General features: G+C 64.5%; 1 pseudogene. It reads left to right on the top strand.

What is annotated here, in order from left to right:
* Nucleotides 1–429, top strand: a pseudogene (locus BN4575_RS23005) (hypothetical protein); the annotation flags it as partial.
* Nucleotides 430–439: the final 10 nt, after the last annotated feature.

Raw genomic sequence — 439 nt, forward strand, 5'->3', positions numbered from 1 at the left:
GCCGAGAGGTTCCGGGGCCCGGAGCGGTACGAGGTCGAAGGCGCAAACGCGGCGAGCGAGTTCCTGAAGCAGCACGGCGTGCCCGAGGAGGCGATCGGCGTCGTGTGGGACGCAATTGCGCTGCACACCGTGAGGGGGGTCCCGTCCTACAAGCGGCCCGAGGTGACGCTGCTCCACGTCGGAACTGTCATGGATATCACTGGTGATGAGTTGAAGGAGCACTCTGCGGACGAGGTGGATGAGGTGCTCCAGGCGTACCCGCGTCTCGATTTCAAGCGCGCATTCCCGCAGGCGATCGCTGACATGCTCGCCAGCAAGCCCGAGACTGCCTTCTACAACTTCACGGCCGACATCGCCGAGCGCCTGATCCCGGGCTTCCATGCCCCCAATTTCTACGACGTCATCCTGGCGGCGCCGTTCAAGGAGTGACCTGACCCAG

It is taken from the genome of Aeromonas sp. EERV15 (assembly GCF_900079845.1).
Taxonomy (GTDB): domain Bacteria; phylum Pseudomonadota; class Gammaproteobacteria; order Enterobacterales; family Aeromonadaceae; genus Aeromonas; species Aeromonas sobria.